At 62.8% G+C, this 20,798-nt stretch carries 17 protein-coding genes; 11 read left to right on the plus strand and 6 right to left on the minus strand.

Going from position 1 to position 20,798, the window contains the following annotated elements; genetic code table 11:
- The first annotated feature begins 55 nt into the window (after window positions 1–55).
- The 3 genes from ACLBYD_RS24955 to ACLBYD_RS24965 all read left to right on the plus strand — a co-directional run bounded on the left by ACLBYD_RS24955 (window position 56) and on the right by ACLBYD_RS24965 (window position 5,501).
- Window positions 56–1,888, plus strand: a complete 1,833-nt coding sequence (locus ACLBYD_RS24955; RefSeq protein WP_447818533.1) for an acyl-CoA dehydrogenase — start codon at window positions 56–58, stop codon at window positions 1,886–1,888.
- A gap of 156 nt (window positions 1,889–2,044) precedes the next feature.
- Entirely contained in the window at window positions 2,045–3,664 is a 1,620-nt protein-coding gene (locus ACLBYD_RS24960) for an MFS transporter (RefSeq protein ID WP_447818534.1), read from the plus strand.
- 601 nt (window positions 3,665–4,265) lie between these two features.
- Window positions 4,266–5,501: a YhgE/Pip domain-containing protein gene (locus tag ACLBYD_RS24965; protein ID WP_447818548.1), complete on the plus strand. Its 1,236-nt coding sequence runs from the start codon at window positions 4,266–4,268 to the stop codon at window positions 5,499–5,501.
- 283 nt (window positions 5,502–5,784) lie between these two features.
- On the opposite strand, the gene ACLBYD_RS24970 is transcribed toward ACLBYD_RS24965, so the two are convergent.
- The 4 genes from ACLBYD_RS24970 to ACLBYD_RS24985 form a co-directional block, all read right to left on the minus strand.
- The gene (locus ACLBYD_RS24970; protein WP_447818535.1) at window positions 5,785–6,726 is read right to left on the minus strand and encodes a 3-carboxyethylcatechol 2,3-dioxygenase; all 942 of its coding nucleotides are present in this window, start codon (window positions 6,724–6,726) and stop codon (window positions 5,785–5,787) included.
- Window positions 6,727–6,730: 4 nt separating this feature from the next.
- Window positions 6,731–7,603 carry an alpha/beta fold hydrolase gene (locus ACLBYD_RS24975; protein ID WP_447818536.1) on the minus strand — a complete coding sequence of 291 codons (873 nt, stop codon included), beginning with the start codon at window positions 7,601–7,603 and terminating at the stop codon, window positions 6,731–6,733.
- Window positions 7,600–9,495 (minus strand): bifunctional 3-(3-hydroxy-phenyl)propionate/3-hydroxycinnamic acid hydroxylase, encoded by a 1,896-nt coding sequence (locus ACLBYD_RS24980; protein ID WP_447818549.1) that lies wholly within the window; start codon window positions 9,493–9,495, stop codon window positions 7,600–7,602. Before ACLBYD_RS24980 ends, ACLBYD_RS24975 begins: the two co-directional genes overlap by 4 nt.
- An 89-nt stretch (window positions 9,496–9,584) precedes the next feature.
- Window positions 9,585–10,286 carry an IclR family transcriptional regulator domain-containing protein gene (locus tag ACLBYD_RS24985; RefSeq protein WP_447818537.1) on the minus strand — a complete coding sequence of 234 codons (702 nt, stop codon included), beginning with the start codon at window positions 10,284–10,286 and terminating at the stop codon, window positions 9,585–9,587.
- 215 nt (window positions 10,287–10,501) lie between these two features.
- Here ACLBYD_RS24985 and ACLBYD_RS24990 point away from each other — a divergent pair, with 215 nt between their 5' ends.
- The 4 genes from ACLBYD_RS24990 to ACLBYD_RS25005 all read left to right on the plus strand — a co-directional run bounded on the left by ACLBYD_RS24990 (window position 10,502) and on the right by ACLBYD_RS25005 (window position 15,165).
- On the plus strand, window positions 10,502–11,941 hold the full coding sequence (locus tag ACLBYD_RS24990) for an MFS transporter (protein WP_447818538.1): 1,440 nt from the start codon (window positions 10,502–10,504) through the stop codon (window positions 11,939–11,941).
- Between the two features lie 32 nt (window positions 11,942–11,973).
- Window positions 11,974–12,912: an amidohydrolase family protein gene (locus ACLBYD_RS24995; protein WP_447818539.1), complete on the plus strand. Its 939-nt coding sequence runs from the start codon at window positions 11,974–11,976 to the stop codon at window positions 12,910–12,912.
- A gap of 13 nt (window positions 12,913–12,925) precedes the next feature.
- The gene (locus ACLBYD_RS25000) at window positions 12,926–14,485 is read left to right on the plus strand and encodes an acyl-CoA synthetase (protein WP_447818540.1); all 1,560 of its coding nucleotides are present in this window, start codon (window positions 12,926–12,928) and stop codon (window positions 14,483–14,485) included.
- 107 nt (window positions 14,486–14,592) lie between these two features.
- Window positions 14,593–15,165: a MarR family winged helix-turn-helix transcriptional regulator gene (locus tag ACLBYD_RS25005; RefSeq protein ID WP_447818541.1), complete on the plus strand. Its 573-nt coding sequence runs from the start codon at window positions 14,593–14,595 to the stop codon at window positions 15,163–15,165.
- A gap of 42 nt (window positions 15,166–15,207) precedes the next feature.
- Here ACLBYD_RS25005 and paaI read toward each other — a convergent pair whose 3' ends face one another.
- Entirely contained in the window at window positions 15,208–15,645 is a 438-nt protein-coding gene (paaI, locus tag ACLBYD_RS25010) for a hydroxyphenylacetyl-CoA thioesterase PaaI (protein WP_447818542.1), read from the minus strand.
- A gap of 330 nt (window positions 15,646–15,975) precedes the next feature.
- Between paaI and ACLBYD_RS25015 the strand changes: the two genes are divergently transcribed.
- From ACLBYD_RS25015 to ACLBYD_RS25030, 4 genes are read left to right on the plus strand one after another with little or no spacing between them, the layout of a single operon-like run.
- A complete protein-coding gene (locus ACLBYD_RS25015; protein WP_447818543.1) occupies window positions 15,976–16,881 on the plus strand; it encodes a VOC family protein in 906 nt (301 codons plus the stop codon).
- Window positions 16,878–17,387 (plus strand): flavin reductase family protein, encoded by a 510-nt coding sequence (locus ACLBYD_RS25020; RefSeq protein WP_447818544.1) that lies wholly within the window; start codon window positions 16,878–16,880, stop codon window positions 17,385–17,387. The genes ACLBYD_RS25015 and ACLBYD_RS25020 overlap by 4 nt, the downstream gene beginning before the upstream one ends.
- Before the next feature lie 40 nt (window positions 17,388–17,427).
- Complete coding sequence (locus ACLBYD_RS25025) at window positions 17,428–18,318, plus strand: alpha/beta fold hydrolase (RefSeq protein WP_447818545.1); 891 nt, start codon at window positions 17,428–17,430, stop codon at window positions 18,316–18,318.
- The gene (locus ACLBYD_RS25030) at window positions 18,315–19,484 is read left to right on the plus strand and encodes a hydroxylase (protein ID WP_447818546.1); all 1,170 of its coding nucleotides are present in this window, start codon (window positions 18,315–18,317) and stop codon (window positions 19,482–19,484) included. Before ACLBYD_RS25025 ends, ACLBYD_RS25030 begins: the two co-directional genes overlap by 4 nt.
- 648 nt (window positions 19,485–20,132) lie before the next feature.
- On the opposite strand, the gene ACLBYD_RS25035 is transcribed toward ACLBYD_RS25030, so the two are convergent.
- The gene (locus ACLBYD_RS25035) at window positions 20,133–20,270 is read right to left on the minus strand and encodes a hypothetical protein (protein ID WP_447818547.1); all 138 of its coding nucleotides are present in this window, start codon (window positions 20,268–20,270) and stop codon (window positions 20,133–20,135) included.
- Between the last annotated feature and the right edge of the window lie 528 nt (window positions 20,271–20,798).

Genomic DNA, 20,798 nt, shown 5'->3' on the forward strand with positions numbered 1-20,798 from the left:
CATAGGACGTTGACACACCCAATCTGCACGACACCGAGCCGAAGGACGGCCACCGATGCATTACAAGAGCAACATCCGTGACCTCGAGTTCAATCTGTTCGAAGTTCTCCGCCTGCAGACCCTGCTCGATGACGGTCTATGGGGCGACCTCGATGCGCTCACTGTCTCGGATCTTCTTTACGAGGTTGCTGCCCTGGCCGAAGGCCCCCTAGCCGAATCTTTCTCCGAAACCGACCGCACTCCACCGGTGTTCGACCCGAAGACGCACTCGGTGGTCTTACCGGACGGGTTCAAGAAGTCGTTCCGCGTGATGTGGGAAGGCGGATGGAACCTCATCGGAGTCAGCCCCGAACTCGGTGGCACACCTGCGCCCAAGGCGGTGCAGTGGGCAGTAGGGGAACTTCTGCTCGGCGCCCAACCCGCGGCCTTCATGTACGCCTCCGGACCGACCTCCGCCGACATCTTCTATCGACAAGGCACCGATGAGCAGAAGAAGTGGGCAATCCACATGGCTCGACGCCGTTGGGGCTCGACAATGGTGCTCACCGAGCCCGACGCCGGTTCCGATGTCGGCGCCGGTCGCACCAAGGCGATCAAGCAGGACGACGGTTCCTGGCACATCGAGGGCGTCAAGCGGTTCATCACCTCGGGCGACTCCGACGACCTGTTCGAGAACATCGCCCATTTCGTCCTCGCCCGCCCCGAGGGTGCCGGCCCCGGCACCAGGGGCCTGTCGCTGTTCTTCGTCCCGAAGTTCTTGTTCGACCGCGAAACCGGAGCGCCACTCGAGCGCAACGGAGTCTTCGTCACGGGCGTCGAGCACAAGATGGGCCTCAAGGCCTCGGCGACCTGCGAGCTCACCTTCGGCGGCCACGGCGTTCCAGCCAAGGGCTGGCTCGTCGGTGAGGTCCACAACGGCATCGCGCAGATGTTCGACGTCATCGAGCACGCTCGCATGTTCGTCGGTACCAAGGCCATCGCGACCCTGTCGACCGGCTACCTCAACGCCCTCGACTACGCGAAGGAGCGCATCCAGGGCGCCGACCTGACCCAGATGTCCGACAAGACCGCACCGCGCGTGTCGATCATGCACCACCCGGACGTGCGTCGTTCGCTGGCGATGCAGAAGGCCTACTCCGAGGGTCTGCGCGCCGTGTACCTGTACACCGCGGCGCACCAGGACGACGCCGTCGCCGAGCAGGTCTCGGGTGCCGACGCCGGTCTCGCCCACCGCGTCAACGACCTGCTGCTGCCGGTCGTCAAGGGCTGCGGTTCCGAGCGGGCCTATCAGTACCTGAAGGATTCGCTCCAGACGCTCGGCGGTTCGGGTTTCCTGCAGGACTACCCGATCGAGCAGTACATCCGCGACTCGAAGATCGACTCGCTGTACGAGGGCACCACCGCCATCCAGGCGCAGGACTTCTTCTTCCGGAAGATCGCCCGCGACCGCGGTGTGGCGCTGGCCCACGTCGCCGGCGAGATCAACAAGTTCATCGAGAACGAGGAAGGCTCGGTTCAACTCAATACCGCTCGGGCACGGCTACGAGCTGCACTCGAGGACTTCCAAGCCATGACGGCCACAATGACCGGCTATCTCATGAGCGCACAAGAACAATCCACCGAGTTGTACAAGGTCGGTCTCGGCTCCGTCCGTTATCTGATGGCATTCGGTGATCTACTCATCGGTTGGCAACTGCTCGAGCAGGCCGAAATCGCACAGCGAGCGCTCGACAACGGTGCCGTTCCGAAAGACAGAGCTTTCTACACAGGCAAGGTTGCTCTGGCGAAGTTCTTTGCCAGGAACGTCCTTCCTGACCTCGCTGCAACGCGCAGCGTAGTGGCCGATATCGACCTGGACCTGATGGGCCTGGACGAAGCGGCGTTCTGACCCCTCTCGGCAGGACGCGGTGCAGTCCTGCCGAGCAGCGGCAACACCGCCGCGAGTCCGTCCACCGCGACGGATACGGGACGAATGGTCCGGATTCATACTCTCCGAGGGAAGGCAGTGCATATGCCGTTGATAGCGCGACGTTCGGTGGCGGACATGGAGGAACCATATCCCCGCCGCTGGGGTGCACTGACCGTATTGTGCTTGAGTTTGCTTGTCGTGGTCATGGCCAACACCTCGCTCATGGTCGCAGCTCCTGCCATGACGAAGGATCTAGCGTTGTCCAGCCGGGATCTTCAATGGGTGATCGACGGTTACACCGTCCCGTATGCCGCCTTGATGCTGGTGCTCGGTGCAGTAGGTGACAAGGTCAGCCGCCGCGGAGCGTTGTGGGTCGGACTGGCCGTCTTCACGGCCGGCTCCCTCTGGGGCAGCATCGCCGACGAAACGATGCACGTCATCATCGCCCGGGCGGTGATGGGAGTGGGTGCCGCCCTCATCATGCCTGCGACGCTGTCACTTCTGGTCGCCTCCTTCCCTCGCACGGAACGCGCTCGTGCCATTACGATCTGGACGGCGACGTCCGGTCTTGCCATCGCCTTCGGCCCGCTCTTCGCTGGTGCACTGCTGGAACACTATTCGTGGGAGTCGACGTTTCTGATCAACGTCCCGATTACCGTCGTCGCCGCGCTGGCCGCGCTGTTCCTGGTACCCCCGTCGAAAGCCGACGATGCCGACCGACCCGATGTCCTTGGAGCTATTTTGTCCGTAATGGCGATTGGCGCACTGGTCTACGCGATCATTGAAGGAAGCCACTTCGGATGGTCCACCGGCCCGGTGGTTGCCGCTGTCGTTGCTGCGGTCGCCTTGGTTGCCTTCGTGCTGTGGGAGCGGTGGACCGGCGCGCCCATGCTCGATGTCCGTAAATTCCATGACCGCACCTTCACCGGGGCAACCTTGGCGGTGTTGCTATTTTTCTTCGCTGTCTTCGGCGCCATCTACTACGTCGCTCAGTACCTCCAGTTCATTCTCGGATTCGGAGCCTGGGACACCGGTGTCCGGTTGCTGCCGCTTGCTGGCGCAGTCTTCCTCGGCGCATTCCTGACCGGAAAGGTCACTCCGCGCTTCGGCGTCAGAGTGTCCGTCGGCACCGGTCTGGGGTTGGGTGCTCTCGGGGTATTGTCGATGTCTCGTATCGACACCAACGCTTCCTACCTCGACTTCGTACCTGCCTTGGTGTTGCTCGGAGTGGCGATCGGGCTCGCGGTTGCACCGTGCACCGACGCGATCATGGGTGTTTTTCCCGAGGACAGACTCGGTATCGGGGGTGGTGTCAACGACACCGCGATCGAGCTCGGGGGGTCTTTGGGGATCGCGATCCTCGGGTCTGTTCTGGCAACCGCTTTCACCACGAATATCGACGAGTTCGTGAACACGATGCAGGACCGGTCGGCGCAACTACCACCCGGACAGATGGACCGCGCAGCCGAGGCGACACGGGAATCCGTTGGTGGCGCAGCAATTGTGACAGAACAGCTGCAACAGGGTGCAGATCAACTCGCCGCCACACCCGCCGGCGGAATGCAGGCGCAGATACTGACCGCGCAAGCCGATGCTCTTTCCACCGCCAGCACCGATGCGTTTTCTGCAGCTGTTTCACACACTTCGACAGTCGCTGGGATGATATTGGCGATCGGAGCCATCACTGTCATTGTGATCTTTCCTCGCTCCTCGCAGAGAACCCCTGAGCGACACGCTGTTCGCACGGTGAAATAGGCGCAGTTCGGATCGGCCCGACGTGATCGATCGTATAGGGCAGCCACTGCAACGAATTCGCTTCCGAACTGGAGGTTGGCACCTCGATAGGTCACCGTCTCCGGTGCGGAGGCCACGGAATGAAAGGTGAATGTTCTTCACACTTGTGGTCTCGCGATTCCGGCGGGCCGAGGATGACGGAATATGCTGCAAGAACGAGTATTTGGTATGTGTACGTGTGCGAACGGAATCATGATTCTCATGGCGGTGCAGTCATCGATCTGTATCGTGGCTTGGATGATTCCCTGCGTCCTCAAGGATCGGCCGAGTGGCACGCGGGTCGGGTAGGGTCAGTATGGTTCGACCCGGCCCCCAAGTGCTGGCATCTGAGGGTCACTCTATAGGAGGGAAGGCGCGTCCCGCTCATCGGAACATTCATTCGATGTGAACGAACGACTTTGGCGTGGCGGTGTTCTGAGCAGTTCTGTTTCACTTCTGAGGGGTACGAGCCACCAACGACCGATATGTCATTATTCAACTAGAACGTCGGGAGCAATCGGTGACCGTTAACACCTCCACCAGGCCGTCACTGCGCCATCCCCGGGTATGGCTTGCTCCCGGCATGGTGGTAGTCCTACTGATGTCGGTGCTGGCCGCACTGTATCTGGGTAGCATGCTCAGCCCGAAGGATCATCTCCATCGATTTCCCATCGCGATCGTCAACTCCGACGACGGTGATCAGCTCCCGGATGGCTCAGAAGAGCGCCGCAATCTCGGGGCCGAGATCACCGCACGTCTAGTGGCTTCTACCGATCGGCAGAAGATAGACCTCCATGAGACTGGCATCAGCACAGCGATGTCGGACTTGTCCACCGGGAAGATCTACGGCGCGATCGTCATTCCCAGCGACTTCACCAAACGTGCCGCCATCCTTGCTCAGAGCTCCGTCATCCCGGGAGATGTGGAACGACCACAGATCACCGTTTACACCAACCCCCGCGCCAGCACCATCGGTGCCGGACTGGTGGAAAGCTACACCGATCAGGCACTCGGCACAGTTACCACGGAGGTCGGTGCCGTGTTGACTGCTACCGTCGAGCAGTCTCTAGGCGCCACCGCAGCGGCATCCGAACTGTCCGGCGCCACCAGGCTGACGTTGGCGGATCCGATCGACGTTCGGACACTTGCTCACGACCCGTTGCCGGACCACACCGGCCAAGGCCTGTCTGCTTTCTACTACACCCTGCTTCTCCTTCTGGCCGGCTTCACCGGGGCGATGATTGTCAATGCTGTCGTCGATGGAGCACTCGGCTTCGCGCCCACCGAATTCGGACCATGGTTCGTTCATCGACAAGATCCGGCGATCTCACGACTGAATACGCTGGTGCTCAAATGGGGCATCATGGTGGTTCTCGCACCGACTGTCTCAGCCCTGTACTTGGCGATTGCGACCGGCCTGAAGATGCCTGTGGACCGGCCGGCTGCATTGTGGCTCTACGGAGCCTTCGCGATTGTGGCCATCGGGGTAACCGCGTTGTCCATCTCCGCTGCGTTCGGCACGCTCGGATTGCTGATCAACCTGCTGATCTTCATCGTGTTGGCGTTGCCGTCTTCGGGCGGTGCCATCCCTCTCGAGGCGACGCCGCGGTTGTACGCGTGGCTGGCAACCTTCGAACCCATGCACCAGGTCTACCTCGGTGTGCGAGCAATCCTCTATCTCAACGGTTTCGGTGAATCAGGACTTGAGCGATCCCTGTGGATGACCTTCGTAGGTCTGCTGGTGGGACTAGCTCTCGGATCGGTGAGCTATTTCTACGATCGGAAAGGACTGGATCGGCGTCGATCCTCAATCGACTGAGGGGGAACCTGGAAAAACGGGTGTCCCGAGCCTTCCGTGCGTCTCGACGAGGGTGCTGTGCCCCTCGGTCCGGCCGTTCATCCACACACTGTGTCCATGTGGCTGCACAGTGTGAGGGCGGTGCGTTGTTCGACGGTCCGGCGGTGCCATTCCAGTACCTACTCGGTGGTCTTCGTCGGATGGTGCGGGGATCATCCGTTCCGGAGCGTCTGTTCCACCGGAGAACGGCGGCGGGCACCAGGCGCAGTTTCTGTGCTCCGGTTTTCTCGGTCACCGGTCGCTTTCAACGTGTCACCGCGGTGGTGACGGCAAAGCCTGCAATGTATTCCTTGATGGGCTTGTAGAATTCGTATGTGATGTCGTATTCGCCTGCTGCGCGCAGTGCGGAGTAGGCGGCGACCCAGGTGCGCACCTCGTGGGAGGAGTGTCCGGCAGCGGCGTCCATGGCATCGGCGGTATAGGCGTCGAAATCCTGGATGCGGCCAGAGCGGCAGACGGTGAGGAACGCGCGGTCCCATTCCGGGTTGAGGTCCATGATGTCGGCTTCGCCCGCGGCGAACTTGCGTGCCGTTTCGATGGTGTTGGCCTGTCGCGCGGCTCGTGCCTCGGGTGTGGGATTGCGACCACAGGTGAGGAATTCACGTTGTGCATCGGTGGCGGTGGCGAACTGGGGTACCGGGGGGTCGTGCGAGAGCCCGCCCGAGCCGAGGTACAGGACGCGCTTGTCGAGACCGGCAAAGTATTCACCGATGGCCTGGCCGAACATCCGTACTCGTGCCATCGGGACGAACGGGCGGGCGACGGAGTTGACGAACACCGGCAGCACGGGCTTGGCGGCGGCGTTGCCGTCATAGAGGATCTCCATCGGCTGGACGGCGCCGTGATCGACCTCCATGCGGCGGGAGATGGCGAGATCGATGCCGCGATCGATGACGAACTGTGCCAATCGCTCTGCGATATCGACAGGGACGTCGAGGTCGCCAGCGTAGGAGTCGTAGTCGCCGGCGCCGTGGGCACGGTAGCCGACACAGAACGGCGGCATCAGGTCGTAGAAGAAGCCGTTGAAGTGGTCGGGGCCGAAGTTGACGATCAGGTCCGGGTCGAAGTCGTGAACGAAGGTGCGGGCGTGAGTGAACGAGGCCCGCACCGCTGCGACGACCTCGGCCGGTGGGTCGGCGTGATCGAGCAGTGGACTGTGGGACATGCAGAGCAAGGCTTGGGGCATCTTGTCACCGTCCCGGGTTGACGCCGTGGCGGGCAAGATAGTCGGAGATGACGGTGTTGAACTCGTCGGATCGCTCGACCTGTGACCAGTGCCCGCAGTGGCTGAAGATGTGCGCATCGGCGTGGGGGATCACGTTCAACAGGTCCCAGGTGCGTGAGACGGGGATGACGGCATCCTGGGTGCCGTGGACGAGCAGAACCGGGATGTCGAGTGTTGCCAAGGCATCGAAGTCCAGCGGCAGGGCGTGGCGGTCACGGTCGCGGGCGGCGACGACGCGGGCGAGCCGGTCCGAGGCCGTGTCGTTCAGCGCGGACCGAAAGCGCAGCTCGACGAGTTCGTCGGTGACCAGCGACTTGTCGACGACGAACATCTCGAGGGTTCTGCGGATGCCGTCCTCGGTCAATGTCGGGTTCGAGTGTCCGGCAAGGGCTCCGGTGAGCTTGGCGCCACCGGTTCCCATCGACACGATACCGAGCAGGCGTTCGGGGAAGTCGATGGCGAACTGGAAGGCGAGCCAGCCACCGAGAGAGTTCCCGACGATCCACGTCTTCTCGATGCCGAGGGCGTCGAGGACGCGGACAGCGTGGCGGACCCATTCCTTGATTCCGTATTCGGCGTCGTCGGCGACGACGGTCTGGCCGTAGCCGATGGAGTCGATGGCGATGCAGCGGCCCTGTTCAGCGAGTCGGGGTAGGTTCAGCCACCAGTTGGCGGCGGCGGTGACGCCGGTGCCGGAACCGTGGAGGAACAGGATGGGGGTGCCTGTGCCGACCTCGTGGTAGTGGGTCAGCTCGCCGTCGGCGGTCTGCAGCCACTTGTCCTCGAGGCCGAAGAACGTGTCGGTGGTGTAATCGGGGATCGCGACGGTGGTGGTCATACGGTGTGCTCCTGGAGAAGGACGGGGGCGGGCGGGTGTGCGGTGGCGTCGGCGGTCGGGCCGCCAACGAAGTACATGGACTCGAGGATGGCGTCGAGCGTTGCGGGGGCGTGCTGCGCCAGGCAGGCGCCGGCGACGAAGCGATCCGGGCGCAGAAAGACGATCGGGGTCGGCCGGTCGTCGAACCATTTCTTGAGCCGTCCGGTGTGATCGCCAAGCACGAGGACGCGCGAGTCCATTCCTCGTGCGGCCCATTCGCGTTGGGTCTCGGGTACGACAGCGACCAGCCGCGCGCGCAGCGCGGCGAGCTTGTCAAGTGATCCGGGTGGGAGCAGGTCCGTCGGGTCATTGCCCCATACGATCACCGCCCACCAGTTGCCGATTGCGTCGTCGAGCAGGACGTTAGTTTGTTCCGAGGTGTTGACTCTCGGCTGTGGGAACTGGACGCCGACGGGGGAGACGGTGCTGTTCGCCGTCCGGACCGGGACGAGTTTGCTGGTGAGGGTCGCCGTTGCCTGTCCTGAGGCCTGTGTGGTGGGGTCGGCAAGGACTCCGCGGGTGTAGCGCGGCATCGGCTTGAAGCGCATGTCCGCGAAGTAGTCTTTGACCTGAGGGAACAGATTGAGTGCGGAGCTGACAGTGTCGCGGGTGGCTGCGGCGAGCGGGTTGGTGACCTTGATGAACTTACCGAATGTCAGGGAGAGATCGACCATCGCTTTAGCGTGGTCTTTGCGCTCGTCGGTGTAGGTGTCGAGCAATGCGGCACCGGCTTGGCCGGAGAGTACCGCAGAGAGCTTCCAACCGAGGTTTGTCGCGTCCCGCATGCCGGAGTTCCAGCCCTGTCCCAGCCACACCGGCATCAGATGTGCCGCGTCGCCGGCGATGATCTGTCTGCCCTTACGGAAGTGGGACGCGACCCGGCCGTGGTGAGTGAAGACACGGCGCCGAATGAAGTCGAGCGACGTGGGGTCCGGAACGTGTTCTGCGAGGAGACTGTTGACGAACGCCGGGTCGGTGACCTGCTCCTCGACCTCGTTGTCGTGAAGCATGAACTCCCAGCGACGCACCGCGTGTGGAAGGCCGATGGAGACGTACGGCCGCTTCGGATCGGCGCCCAGGAAAACGTTCGGTGTTCCGAGTGGATCATTGTTCACGTCGACTACAAGCCAGCGGGTGGAGGGAGATTCGCCCTCGAAGGTGACGCCGAGACGTTTGCGGGTAGGAGATTTGCCACCCTCGCAACCAATCAGGAACTGTGCGCGGATGCGCCGTTCGTGTATCTCGCCGTCGGCACCAATGACTCGGGCAAAGGCGGTCACCGAGTTCGCGTCCTCCTCGACGTGCTCCACCCGGTGCCTGAACAGGACACGCACATCGGCGAATCGAGAAAGTCCTTCGTACAGTGCGCGATCGACCTCCGGCTGAATGAAGGCGTGCTTGCGTTCCCATCCGAATTCGTCTGTCCGAGGGTTGTTGACGAGGATGGTCCTTCCTTTGCCGTTGACCAGTCGCATGATGTGCTGCGGGCTGGTGTGTGGGCGAACGGAATCGACGAGGCCGACGGTCTGGATGGTGCGGAAGGACTCGTCGTCGAGACCCACGCCCCGTGGATAGTCGATCAGGTCATCGAGAGCCTCGAGAACGGTGACCGAGTGGCCGTACATGCCGAGGATGTTGGCAAGCATCAGCCCGACCGGTCCCGCACCGACGATGACGACATCGCTCTCTTCGGTGGTGTTCATCGCGTTCTGTCTCCGAGAGTTCGCAGTTGGTGTCCGCTGTCCTTGACCGTTGCCCACGGCTGGACCGGCGTTCATGTCGTGAGTGTTCACTATTTGCACGTTTCCAATCGATAAGTGCACGATCCTTTTTCTATGTGAACGCAGGCACATCCCTGATGTCAAGGAGGTGGCAATGATCGCTATCCGAAAACGGCGAAACCCGCACCGTGATCCGGTGCGGGTTTCAAAGAAGGTTCAGGTCACATTGCGAAACTGCTCAGTTCGTCGGCTGCACGGACGGTGGCGTCGATGGAGTTGTCGATCAGATTCTTCGACGCGCTGATCAGAGTCAGGCAGGCCGGAGGCTCGTTCTGGGGCCGTCGCAGCGGGACGCCGAGACCCCAGTAGCCGGGCTCGACCTCGCCGAAACTGAGCACATAGCCGGTCCGGCGTCCCTCGGTCACCCGAGAGTCCTCTCCGTCACGGGGCGGTAGCGCCGCGAGCAGGGCATATCCCGCCGCACCCCGACCGAGGGGATGCCTGCCTCCCTGGCGGAACGAGACCCGGACCGTCGAGTTCGCAGGCTCGGCGACTGCGACCGCGACGGCGTCGTCCGCTTCTGCGACGAACAGTGCGACGCTGGCGCCGAGGCGGTTCGCAAGGTCTTGCATCAGTGGTGTGGCCTGGTCGCGCAAGCCGGCGTACACCTCTCGCGCCAGCGCGGCGAGTCCGCCTGCGGCGCGATAGCGGCCATCCGGTCCGCGGTTGATCAGCCGTCGGTCGGCAATGGTGGCGAGCAGACGGGTGGCGATGCTGCGATGCACGCCGAGACGGTCCGCGACTTCCTGAATCGTCAGCCCGCCAGGGGAGTACGCGACGAGTTCCAGCGCAAGCAATCCGCGTGCGAGGGTCTGCGTGCCTGTGGCGGGTGTCGGATTCGAGTTCGCATCGGGTGTGGCCACACCCCACTGTAAGTGCGAATCCCGGGTCGGCAACGCTCGGCGGCCCCTGTCGCGCCGGCAGCTCGGCGGTGTTCTGGGACGCTACCGGCGCTCGAGTGCCTATCCGGCGTTGCATTGTCGGACTGTCTCATCGATCGCGGCCCCCGCCTGTGCGGACGGAGGCGACCGCATTGATCGAAAACAGACTGTCAGAGAGTTGACAGAAAAGGTGAGGGGTGTCACTGTTGGGGCCGCGCACCCGCCTCCGCGTACAGATGCGCCAAGTTCCCCATCCTCCCGCTGAGCCGAGCATGAGCTTTGGAGCCCTGATGTCTACAGAGATACGTTTTGCGTCCCGCGGCGCGGGCAATTGGTCAGTGATCGCCCTGTGTTTCGCGATCCTCATTGCTGAGGGCTACGACCTGGCCATGTTCGGCAGTGTCGTGCCGTCCCTTCGTGATTACGAGGCCTGGTCGTTGACTGCGAGCATGGTCGGATATATGGGATCGGCGTCGGTGATCGGAATGTTGTGTGGTGCTCTCGGTGCGGCCGGCCTGGCCGACCGTATCGGGCGGCGGCCTGTCATCATCAGTGCGGTGTCACTGTTCTCTGTGGCGATGGGACTGTCGGCTCTTGCTCCCAGCCCTGAAGTGTTCCTCATCCTGCGCTTCTTCATCGGCCTCGGTGCCGGAGCGGTGATGCCGACCGTGGCCGCGACGCTGCTCGAGTTCGCCCCCGCCGACCGGCGTAATCGCAATACCGCGCTGGGATTCATCGGTGTCGGGGTCGGCGGAATGCTGTCCGGGGCGCTGGCTATGTGGCTCGTTCCGGCATACGGATTCCGGGCCATGTGCGTGGTGGGCGCGTTGCCACTTGTGCTGGTGGTCCCGTGGCTGGTGCGGTATCTGCCCGAGTCAATGTCGATCCTGGTCGCCAAGGGTCGAACCGACGAGGCTGAGGAGCTGGCGCAACGTCATCACGTGCCGATGCCGACGCAGGTGGCCGCGAGTACGCGTCAGAGTGGTATCCCGACCGAGAAGCACAACCGGTTCGGAGTGGTCTTCAGCGATGGGCGCTCGGTCGGAACGGTGCTGTTCTGGATCGCCACCTTTTTCTGCCTGCTCGTCACCTTCGGTGTGAGCACGTGGCTACCAGAGTTGATGCGTTCGGCGGGTTACGGACTGACCACCTCCCTGGGATTCCTCATCGCTCTCAAAGGCGGAGCCGTCGTCGGGGTGCTCGGTGCTGCACAGCTCGCGGATAAGTTCGGGCAGAAGCTCGTGGTGACCGTGACGTTCCTGGCCGCTGGCGCTGCCTTGGCGGTGTTGGCGATGACACCCCCGGTCGTCATGGCCTATGTCCTTGTCGGCATCGTTGGGCTGGGCACCACGGGTCTGCAGACCCTCATCAACGCGTACGTCGGCACGTACTACCCCTCGGAAGTTCGCGCCACGGGACTCGGCTTGAATTTGTCCGTGGGCCGGATCGGCGGGATCATCGGCCCGATGTATCTCGGCTGGCTGGTCGCCGCCGGCCTCAGCTTCGACGCCAAGTTCTATGCCCTCGCCGTCCCGGCGCTGATCGGCGGGCTGATCATTTCCCTGGTTCCGTCGAGAACAACGCCCTCTTCGGTAGCGGCGAGTCAACCTACCGCCGATGCCGAAGCCGCACGCTGACAGTTTTAACGACGTACGAAAGAGAAAAGACTGTGCCTGGTCGCATCGACACCCACCAACACATCGTCCCTCCGCGGTACCGCCAGTGGTTGCTCGAGAAGGGGCTCACCGCCGGAGGCCGCGCGATCCCCGAGTGGTCGGCAGAGAACGCACTGGAGTTGATGGGGGACAACGAAATCGACACCGCGATCGTCTCGGTGTCCACCCCGGGCGTCGAACCAACTGTCGATCTCTCGGAGGGGCGGTCTCTTGCACGTGAACTCAACGAGTTCACCGCAGGAGTGGTCGCTGATTACCCGGGTCGATTCGGGTTCTTCGCCACGCTGACGCTGCCGGACGTCGAAGGTGCACTGATCGAGACCTCCTATGCACTGGATGAACTCGGCGCCGACGGAGTAGTGCTGTTGGCCAACTCCAAGGGGATCTACCTGGGTGACCCGGCGTTCGATCCACTCTTCGAAGAGCTCGACCGTCGCAGCACCGTCGTATTCGTCCATCCGTCGCACCTGCCGGCCGATCCCGTCCCTGGGCTGCCTCCCTATACCGTCGACTTCCTCCTCGACACCACACGTGCAGCCGTCAATCTTGCCCGCAGTGGAACCCTGGATCGGTACCCCAACATGAAGGTCATCCTCTCGCACGCAGGGGGCTTCCTTCCGTACGCAGCGCAACGCGCCGCCAACGTTGCCTCCCCTCACGACGACGGCGACGATGACGGATTGCGCGTCATGCGCAAGTTCTACTTCGACACCGCGCTGTCGAGTTCGCCGTATGCGCTTCCGAGTCTGCTGGCCTTCGCCGATCCAACGCACATCACATACGGCAGTGACTGGCCGTATGCCCCGGCAGCGCGTTCGGCCAAGTTCACCACATCACTCGATGACTACAGCGACATCGATCATGCCGCGGTCAATAGAGGCAATGCGGAGCTGCTCTTTCCGCGCTTCTCGCTGACCGAAATCACTGAGTAGGGGATCCGAGACCATGACTGCACCGGACATCAGTCTGGGAAGTTGGTTCGCGGCTCGGGCGAACCGATCCGCCGCCAACCGAGCACTGACCTTCGAGGGCACCACCTACACCTTCGGTGAACTCTTGGACCGGATCGACAGATTGGCCACGGGTCTGAAGGAGGGGGGCCTGCGCCTAGGGGACCGGGTGGCCTTTCTCGGGATGAACCAACCTGCGTTCCTCGAGACATTGCTCGCCGCCGCCCGGATCGGCGCGGTGTTTGTACCCTTGAACTTTCGCCTCGCCGCTCCCGAACTGGCCTTCATCATTTCCGATGCTGACGTTCATACGCTCGTGGTGGACGAACCTCACCGTTCGACGATCGACGAAGTCCGTGACGCGCTGCCGATCCGGCGACTACTGACGGTCGGGACCGAGACCGGCGAAGACGTCGAAGCGTTGATCGCGTCTCGACCGCCGATCGATGTCCCCGAGGACGTGGCAGCCGACGACACCGCAATCCTGATGTACACCTCGGGCACCACCGGGCGTCCGAAAGGTGTAATTCTCTCGCATGCAAACCTGTGGTGGAGCAATGTCAATCTGCTTTCGCAGTTCGACGTTCACGCAGATGATGTGACGTTGGTGGCGGCACCTTTGTTCCATATCGCCGGCTTGAACGTCACGACCTTCACCACCTGGTTCAAAGGTGGCGAGGTGGTATTGCAGCGTTCCTTCGATGCCGAGGAGTGCTTGTCGCTGATCGAGAAATATCGGGTGACGACGATGTTCGGTGTTCCCGCCATCTTCGCGTTCATCAGCCAGGCCCAGAGTTTCACTTCAGCAGATCTGCGCAGTGTGAGAATGGCGATCTGCGGTGGTGCGCCGGTCCCGGAGCCGCTGCTTCACCTGTACGGTGAGCGCGGAATCCAGGTGCTGCAGGGCTACGGTCTTACCGAAACCGCACCCAGCGCCACGTTTCTCACCGCCAAGTACGCGCTCAGCAAACTGGGATCTGCCGGAACGGCTCCGCTCTTCACCGAGGTGAAGATCATCGATGCTGAGGGATCGCCGATCACCGCACCGCACGAGCAGGGCGAAATCTGCGTTCGCGGGCCGAATGTGACCAAGGGCTACTGGAATCGCCCTGCGGAAACCGCACGGGCGATAGATCCGCAGGGATGGTTTCACACCGGTGACGTCGGATATCGCGATGGGGACGGGTTCATGTTCATCGTCGACCGAATCAAGGACATGATCATCTCTGGTGGTGAGAACGTGTACCCGGCAGAGATAGAGAACGTGCTGTACGGGCATCCGGCCATCGCCGAGGTCGCAGTCGTCGGCCTTCCGGACGAACGCTGGGGAGAGGCGGTAACTGCCGTCGTCGCCTTCCGCGACGGCGCCGAGCCCGTGGATCTGGACGAGCTTCGCGACTTCGCCGGAACTCGCCTGGCGCGCTACAAGCTTCCGACACGCATGCGGGTCATCGATGCACTCCCACGCAACGCATCCGGAAAGATCTTGAAGTACGAGCTGCGGGATCGCATGGGCACTACGGCATTGGCGAAGGCAGAAGGGAGCCGAGCATGACAAGACCCGCAGGTACGGTGGTGGTCGGAGAGAGGCGCACTTTCGGCCGAACCTACACAGGCGAAGCGGCTACCTCCGCCGGTGCTGTTGCAACTATCATGCAGTCCATGGACCAACCGGATCGCAGCGCGCTTGAAGTGCCCTCTCGCGGCCGGGTTTCTCCCTCCTCGGTCAGCGGATTCGGATTCGGGGACGTCGCCGCCCGACTGACACGGGAACGCTATTCGGGTCTCGACGACCAAGCAGTAGCCCTGGGGCTGACCATCATTCGTGCATCGAATGCCCATATGCAGGAGTCCGAACGTCGGATCCACCGTCCACACGGTTGGAGCTGGAGCGGATTCCACATCATGTACATGATCTGGCTGTTCGGGGAGATCGAGGCACGCGATCTCGCCCGACTATCCGGAGTGAGCCGACAGACGACGTCGAGCGTGCTGGCCAACCTCGAAGCAAACGGCTTCGTCAACCGTGAACGCACCTCCGACACCGACAAGAGACTGGTCACAGTCACACTCACCCCCAAAGGTGCTGCGGCGATCGACGAGGCATTCGCCCAGCAGAACGCCCTCGAGACCGAGTGGTTCGGATGCCTCAGCACCGAGGAGCGCGATCAGCTCAAGAACCTGCTCGACCGCGTGACCCGGCAAATCAAGGACTCCAAACACAACACGCGGTGACGTTGCCAGGCCGTGTCCGCCGGGGTCGGTGCGCGCACCGAGTCACACGATCTGCGCACCGGTGCGCAGCACGTTTCCGCGAAATACCGCCACCAAGACGTCCTGCTCGTTACGCACCTCGACGTCGTAGATGCCGGCTTTGCCTGCCTGATGCACGACCCGGCATTCTGCCACCAGCAAATCACCGGTCCGTGCGGCGGCCGGATAGGAAATCGTGGCACTGGTCGTGACACTCGCCTGGTTTTCCGCACTCGCCGCATAAGCAAGGGCTGTATCGGCAAGGGTGAAAATTATCCCGCCATGGCAGATACCGAGTGTATTGGCCATGTCCTCGCGCACTGTCATTGCCATCAATGAGTACCCCTCGTCGATAGCTCGGCACTCGATCCCGTGGGATTGCGCGCAACGATCGCCCGTGAACAGCGCCCGTGCCACATCGCTGGGCGTGATGAGAGAGGTAGTCATGCCGTCGTCATCCATATTGACCAATCCTTCATATTGTCAGGGTGCTGACAATCTACTGACTATCTGCGGCGAATGACCACCACCCACCCGCCCAAGCGATCGGCACGCACAGTGCGACCGCACACCGCCACCGCAAAATCAAGGAGTGAGGATGCGGCCCTTTGCCCCGTTGACAGTCGAAACGAACTACTGCAACGACGGCGAGCGGCATGCCGATGACACGGGCACCGCACGACTGCTGTGCACGGTGGCGGCACCCGCTCCAGCGCAGTGAAAGAACAATCGGCGCAACTCATGTTCAACGCGCTTCCGGCTCGTGCGCCGGTCGCCTGCAGTAAGGAAATCATGATCAGATCATTGTCTTACCTGGGTATTTCGACTCCAGCTGCCCAAGCATGGACATCTTTCGGTCCGGAGGTGCTCGGACTTCAGCTCACATCCGACGGCCCGGACGGAGCAGTGCGTTTGAAGATGGACGACGCGGCCTATCGACTTGCGCTGCACCCGGGCGAGAAGGACGACGTCGACTACATCGGCTGGGAGGTCGCCGATGAGACCGCCACCACCGAGATCGTCCGGACAGTCGAAGCCCAGGGCATCGAGGTGCACCGATCGACTCCCGAGCTCGACGAATTACGTGCTGTAGACGGCCTGCTCTGGTTTACGGACCCTTTCGGTTTTCGGCACGAGTTCGCTTGGGGACGAATGACATACCCGGCAAGCTTCCGGCCGGGCAGGGCCTCGTCCGGGTTCCTGACCGATGAGCAGGGGATGGGTCACGTGGTCCTCCTGGTGCCGAGCATCGCGCAGGCTGACGAGTTCTTCAGCGGGGTCATGGGCTTCAAGCTCTCCGATCGGATCGTCGAGGGACCGATCAGCGCCCGCTTCTATCACATCAACGGACGCCACCACTCGCTCGCGGTGGTCGAGGCTCCGGTGATCGGAATGCACCACCTGATGCTCGAGGTGAACTCGCTCGACGACGTCGGAACCGCTCAGGACTTGTGCGAAGCACGTGGTGTGCCGATCACTCAGACCCTCGGCCGGCATACCAACGACCGAATGACTTCGATCTATCTGCGGTCTCCGTCGAGCTTCGACATCGAGTACGGCTGGGGTGGGCTGCCCGTCGACGATTTGTGGACGCCGAAGACCTTCGATCGGATGAGCATCTGGGGCCACAAGCGTCCGGCCGCCGCTGCCGAGCTGTCCCCGGGTCTGATTCGATCGTTCGTCGAGGTCGCGCCGTGACCACCACCTCGATCGATGACCGGCAAATCGAGTCCGCACGGCTACGACAGGTCCTCGCGCACTATCCGACAGGAGTCGCGGTGGTCACCACCGTGCACGAAGGAAAACCCGCAGGGATGGTGGTCGGTACATTCACCTCCATCTCACTCGACCCTCCGCTGGTGGGGTTCTTTCCCCGCACCGGATCGGGCACACTCGCGCAGGTATGCGCGTCGGAGACCTTCTGCGTCAACGTTCTCGGCGCGGACGATGAGGGGCTGTGCCACCGCTTTACATCGGCGCCAGCAAACGACCGTTTCGACTCCGTCGATTGGAGTCCGGGTGCGCACGGGGCACCTGTTCTCACCTGCGCCACAGCCTGGGTGGACTGTCACCTGGAAGAAACACGCGACATCGGTGACCACACCCTGGTCGTCGGACGCGTCCTCGACCTCGGTGCACCAGCGGAGCCCATCGCCCCGCTCATTTTCCATCGCGGGAGCTACGGCACCTGCGCCGCGTCATGAGCACCGACCCGTGAACGACACAACCGAAGGAGTCAACTCCGTGACCAGTACCCACACCGAAGCTCTCACTGAATCTGACACCAGTCGCAGCGTCACCACGCAAGACTGGACGCTGCACTACCACGAGGCAGGCACCGGACATCCGGTAATCCTGCTGCACGGCAGCGGCCCCGGCGCGACCGGGTGGAGCAACTACGAGCCGAACATCGCAGCCCTTGCACAGCACTTCCGTGTTCTGGCGGTCGACATGCCCGGCTGGGGCGGATCGGACGCCGTGGGCGCCGCCGACGCCGATAAATACGACCATGTCGCGACTCTCGTCCAGTTCATGGATGCGCTCAACATCGACCGTGCAGCTGTGGTCGGTAACTCAATGGGCGGCATCACAGCCGTGCGCTTTGCCGCCGAGCATCCCGAACGGATTTCGCATCTGATCACCATGGGTGCTGTCAGTGGGCCACGCCCGAAACTGTTCGGCCCCGCCGACGGTCCCACCGAGGGCCTGAAAGTCCTGTTCCGCGGCTACTTCGACCCATCTGTGGAGTCCATGCGCCAACTCGTCAACGTGATGACGTTCGACCCCGCGTTCGCGACGGACGCACTCGTCGAGCGCCGATCCCGGGACGCGCAGGCGCGGCCGGAGCACCTCGCCAATTTCCTCGCTCTCGCGAAACAAGGGAAGGGCCCGATTCCGGCATGGGCGTCCTGGGAACAGATCGCCGGTATCACCGCGCCCACACTTCTGATCCACGGACGCGACGACCGTGTCGTGCACTTCGAAAACTCCCTCGAACTCGTCTCGCTGATCCCCAACTCGCGGTTGCTGCTGCTCGGACGGTGCGGCCACTGGGCGCAGCTCGAACATGCGGCGGAATTCAACCGCATCGTTGCCGATTTCATCAACAACCAGTTCCCCCCGGAAGGAGCGTGAGCACCGTGCACGAAGTCGCCCAGCGGATCGACCAACTGGCCGATCGGATCGCCGAGCAGTCGGTTCCCAACGACGAACTCGGTCACCTGACCGACGAGTCCACCAAGTTGCTCAAGTCGGTTGGCGTGGTGCGGATGTTGCAGCCGCGCGACCGCGGAGGTTACGAAGCCCACCCCGCCGAGTTCCTCGAAACGGTCATGAACACCGCCGCGCTGTCCCCTTCGGCCGGGTGGGTCGCCGGCGTTGTCGGCGTGCACCCGTGGGAGCTCGGGCTCGCTGATCCCCGACTGCAGGAAGAGCTTTGGGGTCAAGATCCGGACACCTGGATCGCGTCACCGTATGCACCAATGGGCCGCGCCCACATCGTCGACGGCGGATTCGTCCTGTCCGGGCGGTGGAGCTTCTCCTCGGGCACCGATCAGTGTGACTGGGTAGTCATCGGCGGGCTCGTCGTCGATGCCGACGACAAGGTGACCGGGATCCGGCACTTCGTCCTGCCCCGCGGCGACTACGAGATCGTGGAGGATTCTTGGGAGGTCGTCGGGCTCGCAGGCACCGGCAGCAAGGACCTTCTCATCACCGAAGCCTACGTCCCCGCCTACCGGACGATCGACAACGCCGCGCTGATCGACGGATCCCTGGCGAAGAGTTCGCGGCCCGGCAACGCCCTCTATGCCCTGCCTTTCGGTGTCCTGTTCTCGTACGCCATCGCTTCGGCGACGATCGGCATCACCGAAGGCGCACTCGCTTCCTTCGTCAACTACACCCGGGGGCGGGTTGGGCTCGATGGCAGCCGTGCGAGCCAGTACCCGCACCAGCTCTCGGCGCTCGGTGCCGCCTCCGCGGACATCAACGCCAGCCGCTCACACATCCTGACCAACATCAGCCGCATGTACGACATCGCCGGCTCCGGACGAAAGTTGTCGGAGAACGAACGTATCGCCTTCCGCAACGACCAGGTGCGTGCCTCCCGACGTGCCGTCGACGCCGTCGACACCTTGTTCACCCATGCCGGCGGCGGATCGCTGCGCCTCGACCAACCTTTTCAGCGATACTGGCGTGACTCACACGCCGCAATGAACCACCTGTGCAACGTGGCCGACCCGATCTACCAGGGTTACGGCGCTGCTCGGTTCGGCGGCTCAGTCGGCGCACTGTTCTTCTGAGATTGCCGCGCAACCTTCCACACTTGTCCGCTGGTCCCTTCGAGCAACGAGGTCCGAAGGGACCAGCGGGTACCTGCTTCGAAGAAGACAACGCCCCTTGGGCCAACGAGCGATCTAGCCCCGCCCGTAGTTGGCGGTGACTTGGTTTCTCATTGTGCGCGCTGATCTCCGATGACGGGCACAGATGTGGCAAGGACTGTCGGATAGTTACAACGTGGATAATCGCCGTTATCCATGCAAAACACGTCGAGGAGGCCGGCCTACGGCAGGGAGACGTCCGTCGGTGATCTGACAGCGACGAGCACCGTGGTCGACTGTCGCGTCCTCGGCCGGCCGGCCTGCCACCGCCGATGGTCGTGTCGTCGGCGCGATATATCGGTCATTTGCCGAGGCGCACACCTCAGGCTGCGGAGCCGATCGACGTCCGTCCAGGACTGCAGGGATCTAGTGACCGGGACCCTAGTTCCTGCTAACAGGCCGCGCGATCGAGACGCTCAAGCGCCCCGTCCGCAGCGAAAAGAGGCGGTCGAAATCGGTAGTTAACATAACGAAGGATATCGGCCGTGACAGCCCAGAGATGCGGGACGTGTCCCAGTGGGGCTTGGATGTCCCATCAGAGTCCGTGTCACGGATGGTGCGTGTCGGGTTTCAGGCGACGGACCAGGTCAGCAGGCCGAGCAGACGCACGTCGGTCAGGGTCGCGATCCGGCGCGCGTGCTCGGTCTCGGACTGCGTCAGGCGGCGGCGGAACTGCAGGGGAGGGCACCGCTGTTGACATCGGTGCACACCTCGTCGTGGGTGGTGGAGTCGCCCGTCCCTCTGCCGAGCGGAAAACCATCGGATGCGGCTGCACCGCGGCGGTGACCGTCAACCAACTGCGCTCTACACATGGTCTGTGGCTGCCGCATGCGCTACGACCAACGAACGAAGGGCCACATAAGCCGCCGCACCGCGCAGGGACTGTCCAAGAAGACGCTATGTACTGCGTCAACGCTGCATCGCCAGCGCTACATGGCCAGCGAGGTCTTCCATGCCCTCAGAGCCGACCTCATAGGTCCTTGGCATCAATAGGACTGTCCTGGCCGCCACAGGAGTTGATCCGCCAACTCGGGATGCCGCGCCGGTTGATCTGGGACAACGACCCGGCATCGGCCGTGCTCACGCCGCGCTATGCCGGAACATCAGGTCAACTACCAACGGCGGCCGTATCCTCTATGACTCTAGTGCCGCATCACGCAACGTTTGCCCTGTCGACGATCTCCCGTAGCTGTTGATCCTCGGCGTGCTTGTTGCGCCAGATGATGTAGCGACGGA

The organism is Rhodococcus sp. C26F (genome assembly GCF_053345925.1).